The sequence below is a fragment of the Streptomyces sp. NPDC046261 genome, assembly GCF_040646235.1.
In the GTDB taxonomy this organism is placed as follows: Bacteria; Actinomycetota; Actinomycetes; order Streptomycetales; family Streptomycetaceae; genus Streptomyces.
Genome location: NZ_JBEYZU010000018.1, coordinates 1 through 7,875 on the forward strand (window position 1 = coordinate 1; position 7,875 = coordinate 7,875).

General features: G+C 72.1%; 1 protein-coding gene. It reads right to left on the reverse strand.

All coding sequences use genetic code 11. The annotated features are described in order from the left end of the window. A partial coding sequence (locus ABZ956_RS24965; protein WP_361897919.1) for a type I polyketide synthase occupies nt 1–7,871 on the reverse strand: 7,871 nt, incomplete at its 3' end. Nucleotides 7,872–7,875 lie beyond the last annotated feature (4 nt).

Sequence of the window (7,875 nt, forward strand, 5' to 3'; positions counted from 1 at the left end):
TCGGTGCCCCGGCGGCCGGTGAGCACGATGTGCTCCACGCCGGTGCCCGCCAGCCAGCGGGCGACATGGCCGCCCAGGGCGCCCGTACCACCGGTCACCAGCGCGGCACCCCGGCCACGCCACGCAGCGGGCTCGTGCGCTGCCGGAGCCACACGGCTCAAGCGGCAACCCCACACGCCCGCAGGGCGGATCGCGACCTGGTCCTCACCGGTCACGCCGCTGAGCACCGCGCACAACGACGCGGCGACGCGTTCGTCCACCTGCGCGGGGAGGTCGATCAAGCCACCCCAGCGGTCGGGGTGCTCCAGCGCGATCACCCGGCCGAGACCCCAGACCCCGGACTGGTCCGGGTGCACGATGTCGTCGTCGGCTACGGACACCGCACCCCGGGTGACGCACCACAGGGGAGCGTCGACGCCGGCCGCGCCGAGGGCCTGGACGAGAACGACCGTCTCGGCGACCGGCAGAAGCGAGACCACACCCGCCACCGGGGCCTCGCCGCCCAGGTCTTCGGGGGTCGCGACGATCCGGACGTCGGCTCCGACGGCCGACAACGCGGCAGCCACGTCGTCTCCCGCCTCACCGACCACCCACCAGGTGCCGGGCAGCGACGACTGTGCGGGAACGCCTGTGACAGGGGTCCAGTCCGTCCGGTACCGCCAGGAATCCACCAGCGACTGTTCCTGCCGGCGACGTCGCCAGGACGACAGTGCGGGGAGTACGTCGCCGAACGGCTGGTCGGCGTCGATACCGAGGGACGCCAGGTCGCCGCGTTCGACGGCGTCCCAGAACGCGGCATCCACAGCGCTTGTGGCGGACTCGGCGCCGGCGGCCGGCTCCAGCCAGAAGTGCTCCTCCTGGAAGGCGTAGGTGGGGAGTTCGACGTGGCGTGCTCCGGGGAGGATCGCGGACCAGTCGATGGTGATGCCGCGGGTGTGGAGGGTGCCGAGCGCGGTGAGGAGGGTGGTGGGTTCGGGGCGGTTGGGGCGGAGGGTGGGTGTGCCGTCGCCGTCGGCCAGGGACGTCAAAGTGCCGTCGGGGCCGAGTTCGAGGAAGGTGGTGGTGTTGAGGTTGCGGAGGGTGGTGAGGCCGTCGGCGAAGCGGACGGTGGCGCGGACGTGGCGTACCCAGTAGTCGGCGGTGAGCAGTTCGTCGCCTGCGAGGGCACCGGTGATGTTGGAGATGACGGGCAGGGTCGGGGTGTGGAAGGTGACGGTGTCGAGTACGGCGGCGAAGTCGTCCAGCATGGCGTCCATGCGGGGCGAGTGGAAGGCATGGCTCACCCGCAGGCGCCGGGTCTTGACGCCACGGGCGGACATGATGTCGGCGACGCTCTCGACGGCGTCGGTGTCCCCCGAAACGACCGTCGACTCGGGTCCGTTGACGGCGGCGATGGCGACGCCGTCGGTCAGGAGGGGCAGGATGTCACCCTCGGAGGCGGCGATGGAGACCATGGCTCCGCCGCTGGGCAGCGCCTGCATGAGGCGGCCCCGCGCGGCGACGACCCGTGCCGCGTCTTCGAGTGACCACACGCCTGCGATGTGGGCGGCGGCCAGTTCGCCGATGGAGTGCCCGAGGAGATAGTCCGGCGTGACACCCCAGGAGGACACGAGGCGGTAGAGCGAGACCTCAAGGGCGAAGAGGCCGGCCTGGGTGTGCACGGTTTCGCCGAGCAGTTCGGCGTCGTCGCCCCACACCACATCGGTGAGCGGTCGGTCGAGGTGGCGGTCGAGCTCGGCGCACGCCTCGTCCCAGGCCTGGGCGAAGGCCGGGTAGGCGCTGTGGAGTTCGCGGCCCATGCCGAGTCGCTGCGAGCCCTGGCCCGTGAACAGCACGCCCAGCCCACCGGCCACCGGTACACCGGCGGTCAGCGACTCGAGCCCGGCGAGCAGTTCGTCCCGATTCGTGCCGACGACCACCGCGCGGTGCGACAATGCGGCCCGAGTCGATGCCAGCGACCAGCCTACGTCTGCCGGATCCAGCTCCGGGTTGTCGTTCACGAAGGACTTCAGGCGCTCGGCCTGCGCCTGAAGCGCGGTCTCGCCCTCACCCGACACCACCCAGGGAATCGCCGGCAGGTCGGCCCGCTCCGTCCCGGGTTCAGCCGATGCTGACGGCTGCTGCTCCAGGATCACGTGGGCGTTGGTGCCGCTCACGCCGAAGGAGGACACGCCCGCGCGTCGCAGAGCACCCGTCTCGGGCCAGTCCGTGCGCTCGGTGAGCAGTTCCACGGACCCCGTGGTCCAGTCGATGTGCGGCGACGGCTCGTCGACGTGGAGGGTCCGGGGCAGCACGCCCTGCCGCATGGCCATGACCATCTTGATGACACCGGCCACACCCGCAGCGGCCTGTGTGTGCCCGATGTTCGACTTGATCGAGCCGAGCAGCAGGGGCTGTTCCCGGTCCTGCCCGTACGTGGCGAGGAGCGCTTGGGCCTCGATGGGGTCGCCCAGCGTCGTACCCGTACCGTGCGCCTCCACCACATCGACGTCAGCTGCCGACAACCCGGCGTTCGCCAACGCGGCACGGATCACCCGCTGCTGCGAGGGCCCGTTCGGAGCCGTCAAACCGTTGGACGCGCCGTCCTGGTTGACGGCGGAGCCCCGCACCACAGCAAGGATCGGGTGACCGTTGCGCTCGGCGTCGGACAGCCGCTCGACGAGGAGCATGCCGACACCCTCGGCCCAGCCCGTACCGTCCGCGCCGGCGGCGAAGGACTTGCAGCGGCCGTCGGCGGCGAGACCGCCCTGGCGCGAGAACTCCTCGAACGCGGTCGGAGTGGCCATGATCGTGACGCCGCCGGCCAGTGCCAGCGTGCACTCGCCGGACCGCAGCGACTGCACCGCCAGGTGCAGGGCGACGAGCGACGACGAACACGCCGTGTCCACCGTCACCGCCGGCCCCTCGAGGCCGAAGGTGTAGGACACCCGCCCGGAGATGACACTGCTCGAACTGCCGGTGAGGAAGTAGCCCTCGGACGCCGCCGCGGCGCCGTAGCCCTGCGAGGACGCGCCCACGAACACGCCGGTACGGCTGCCCCGGACCGAGGAGGCCGGGATGCCCGCCCGTTCGAACGCCTCCCACGTGGTGTGCAGCAGCAGTCGCTGCTGCGGGTCCATCGCCGTCGCCTCGCGCGGGGAGATCCCGAAGAAGCCGGGGTCGAAGTCGCCCGCGCCGTACACGAAGCCACCCACGCGGGTGTACGAGGCCCCCGGCCCGCCGGGGGACGGGGCGTGGAGGCCGTTCAGGTCCCAGCCGCGGTTCGTCGGGAAGGGCGATATGGCGTCACCGTCGGAGTCGACCAGCCGCCACAGGTCCTCGGGTGACGCGACGCCGCCCGGGTAGCGGCAGCTCATGCCGACGATCACGATCGGGTCGTCGTCCGCCGGAGCCGCCGCCGACGTCTCCGGCACGATCTCCTGCGAGGCGCCCAGCACCTCGCTGACCAGGTACGCGGCCAGCGCCGAAGGCGTCGGGTAGTCGAAGATCACCGTGGCCGGCGGGCGGATGCCGGTGGCGGTGGTCAGCCGGTCGCGGAGCTCGACCGCGGTCAAGGAGTCGAAGCCGATCTCCTGGAAGGTGCGCGCGGCATCGACCGCTTCCGGGCCCGGGTGCCCCAGCACCGCCGCCGCGGCGGTACGCACCAGCTCCACGGCCGCGCGGCCGCGCTCGGCCTCGGACAGGCCACGGAGGCGGAGCGCGAATGCTCCGGCCGGTGCGGCCGGCTCGGCGGTGTCCGTCAGGAGTTCGCTCAGCAGGGGGCTCGGACGCAGGGCCGTGAACCGCGGTCCGAAGCGTGCCCAGTCCACGTCCGCGACCACGACGGCCGTCTCGTCGCCGTGCAGCGCCTGCCGCAGCGCGCTGATCGCCAGTTCGGGCGCCATGCCCAGGAGCCCGTGCCCGGCGAGGAGGTCCGCGCCCTCGGCGGCCATTCCGTCGCCGGCCCACATGCCCCACGCCACCGACGTCGCCACGCGGCCGTCGGCCCGCCGACGATGCGCCAGTCCGTCCAGGAACGCATTGGCCGCGGCGTAGGCGGACTGATTGCCGCTGCCCCACACACCCGCGATCGACGAGAACAGGACGAACGCGTCCAGATCCACCTCTCGCGTCAGCTCGTCGAGATGGATCGCACCCGCGACCTTGGCCCGTATGCCGGCCTCGAACTCGCCGGCGGTCACGCCGTCCACCGCGCCCCAGCTGGGCACCCCGGCGGCATGTACGACCACGCGCAGATCCGGGATCGTGCCGAGCAGCTCGGCCAGCGCGTCCCGGTCCGCCACGTCACACGCGACCACCCGCGCCCGGGCGCCGAGCGCCTCGAGTTCCGCGACCAGTTCGGCCGCGCCCGGGGCATCGGTGCCCCGGCGGCCGGCGAGCACGATCTGCTCCACGCCGGTGCCCGCCAGCCAGCGGGCGACATGACCGCCCAGCGCGCCCGTCCCGCCTGTGACGAGCGCGGTTCCGGCAGTACGCCAGGCCACGGGCGCGCTGCCGGCCGAAGCCGCACGCCGCAGGCGGCCCGCCCATACCTGGGCGCCACGGATGGCGACCTGGTCCTCACCGGTGACGCCGCCCAGGATCCGGCCCAGCAGCTCTCCGGCGCGCTCGTCCGGCTCGCCGGGCAGGTCGATCAGACCGCCCCAGCGGTCCGGCTGCTCCAGGCCGATGACCCGGCCCAGGCCCCAGAGCGCGGACTGATGCGGATCCACCACATCGCCGTCGGCCACGGACACGGCGCCACGGGTCACGCACCACAGGGGAGCGTCGATGCCGGCCGCGGCGAGGGCCTGGACGAGAGAGACGGTTTCGATGACGGGCAGAAGGGAGACCACACCCGCCGACGGGGCGTCGTCGTCGCCGTCCAGCTCCGTGACCGTCGCTACGCGCACGTCAGCGCCGGCGGTCCGCAGCGCGGCGACGACCATGTCCGCGTCGCCCGGTCCGCCGTCCGGTTCCACCACGACCAGCCAGGAACCGGCCGGCTTCGACGCGGAAGACACCCCGGTGACAGGGGTCCAGGCGAACCGGTACCGCCAGGAGTCGACGACCGACTGGTCCTGCCAGGCCCGCCGCCATGACGACAGCGCCGGCAGCACCTCGCTCAAAGGCCGGTCGGCGTCGATGCCCAGCGCCTCCACGTCGCCGCGCTCGACCGCGTCCCAGAACGCGGCGTCGACCGCGCTCGTGGCGGACTCGGCGGAGGCAGCGGACTCCAGCCAGAAACGTTCCCGCTGGAAGGCGTAGGTGGGGAGTTCGACGCGGCGTGCTCCGGGGAGGATCGCGGACCAGTCGATGGTGGTGCCGCGGGTGTGGAGGGTGCCGAGTGCGGTGAGGAGGGTGGTGGGTTCGGGGCGGTTGGGGCGGAGGGTGGGTGTGCCGTCGCCGTCGGTGAGTGAGGTGAGGGTGCCGTCGGGGCCGAGTTCGAGGAAGGTGGTGGTGTTGAGGTCGCGGAGGGTGGTGAGGCCGTCGGCGAAGCGGACGGTGGCGCGGACGTGGCGGACCCAGTAGTCGGCGGTGAGCAGTTCGTCGCCTGCGAGGGTGCCTGTGATGTTGGAGATGACGGGCAGGGTGGGGGAGTGGAAGGTGACGGTGTCGAGTACGGCGGCGAAGTCGTCCAGCATGGCGTCCATGCGGGGCGAGTGGAAGGCATGGCTCACCCGTAGACGCCGGGTCTTGACCCCACGAGCAGCGAGTACATCGGCGATGCCCTGCACGGCGTCCTCGTCACCGGACAGCACCAGCGACTCGGGTCCGTTGACGGCGGCGATGGCGACGTCGTCGGTCAGGAGGGGGAGTACGTCGCTTTCGGGTGCGGCGATGGAGACCATGGCGCCGCCGGTGGGCAGGGCCTGCATGAGGCGGCCGCGAGCAGTGACCACGCGTGCCGCGTCTTCGAGTGACCACACGCCTGCGATGTGGGCGGCGGCCAGTTCGCCGATGGAGTGCCCGAGGAGATAGTCCGGTGTGACACCCCAGGAGGACACGAGGCGGTAGAGCGAGACCTCAAGGGCGAAGAGGCCGGCCTGGGTGTAGAGGGTCTCGGCGAGCAGTTCGGCGTCGTCGCCCCACACCACATCGGTCAGCGGTCGGTCGAGGTGGCGGTCGAGCTCGGCGCACACCTCGTCCCACGCCTGGGCGAAGACAGGGTAGGCACTGTGCAGTTCACGGCCCATGCCGAGTCGCTGCGAGCCCTGGCCCGTGAACAGCACGCCCAGCCCACCGGCCACCGGGACACCGGCGGTCAGCGACTCGAGACCGGCGAGCAGTTCATCCCGGCTGGTGCCGACGACCACCGCGCGGTGCGACAGTGCCGCACGAGTCGAGGCCAGCGACCAGCCCACGTCTGCCGGATCCAGCTCCGGGTTGTCGTTCACGAAGGACTTCAGGCGCTCGGCCTGCGCCTGAAGCGCGGTCTCGCCCTCACCCGACACCACCCAGGGAATCGCAGGCAGGTCGGCCCGCTCCGTACCCGGATCCGTCTCAGCCGACGCCTGTTCCAGTACGACGTGCGCGTTGGTGCCGCTCACGCCGAACGCGGATACGCCGGCCCGCCGCGGCTTCTCGGCCGCGGGCCACTCCGTCCGCTCGGTCAGCAGCTCCACCGAGCCTGCCGACCAGTCGACGTGCGGAGTCGGCTCGTCGACGTGGAGGGTCCGGGGCAGCACGCCGTGCCGCATGGCCATGACCATCTTGATGACACCGGCCACACCCGCAGCGGCCTGCGTGTGCCCGATGTTCGACTTGACCGACCCCAGCAGCAGTGGACGGTCCGCGTCGCGGTCCTGGCCGTACGTGGCCAGCAGTGCCTGCGCCTCGATCGGGTCGCCCAGCGTCGTGCCCGTACCGTGCGCTTCGACCGCGTCGACGTCAGCCGTCGCCAACCCGGCGTTCGCCAACGCGGCACGGATCACCCGCTGCTGCGAAGGTCCGTTGGGCGCGGTCAGGCCATTGGACGCGCCGTCCTGGTTGACGGCGGAGCCCCGTACCACGGCCAGGATCGGGTGGCCGTTGCGCTGGGCGTCGGACAGCCGCTCCACGAGGAGCATGCCGACGCCCTCGCCCCAGCCCGTACCGTCCGCGCCGGCGGCGAAGGACTTGCAGCGGCCGTCGGCCGCGAGACCGCGCTGACGCGAGAACTGGACGAACGTGCCCGGCGTCGCCATGACCGTGACGCCGCCGGCGAGGGCGAGCGAGCACTCGCCGTTCCGCAGCGCCTGCACCGCCAGATGCAGGGCGACCAGCGACGACGAACACGCCGTGTCCACCGTCACCGCCGGCCCCTCGAGACCGTAGGTGTAGGACACCCGGCCCGAGGCGACGCTCGCCGCGCTGCCGATCCCGACGTATCCCTCCAGCTCGTCCGGCACGGCGGGCAAGCGCGAGACGTAGTCGGAGTACATGAGTCCGGCGAACACGCCGGTCCGGCTGCCCCGCACCGAGGTGACGGGGATGCCCGCCCGTTCGAAGACCTCCCACGACGCCTCCAGCAGCAGTCGCTGCTGCGGATCCATCGCCAGTGCCTCACGCGGCGAGATGCCGAACAGGCCGGGGTCGAAGTCGGCGACGTCATGGACGAACGCGCCCTCGCGGGCGTACGAGCGGCCGGCGCGGTCGGGGTCCGGGTCGTACACGCCGTCCAGGTCCCAGCCGCGGTCGGCCGGGAACCCGCCCACCGCGTCCACCGCCGAGTCGGTCAGTCGCCACAGGTCTTCGGGAGAGGCCACACCGCCCGGAAAGCGGCAGCTCATCCCGATGATCGCGATCGGTTCCCGGCTCTTCGCCTCGACGTCGCTGAGGCGTTGCCGAGTCTGTCGCAGATCGGCGGTGAGCTTCTTGAGATACGCGAGAACCTTCTCGTCGTTCGACATCTGT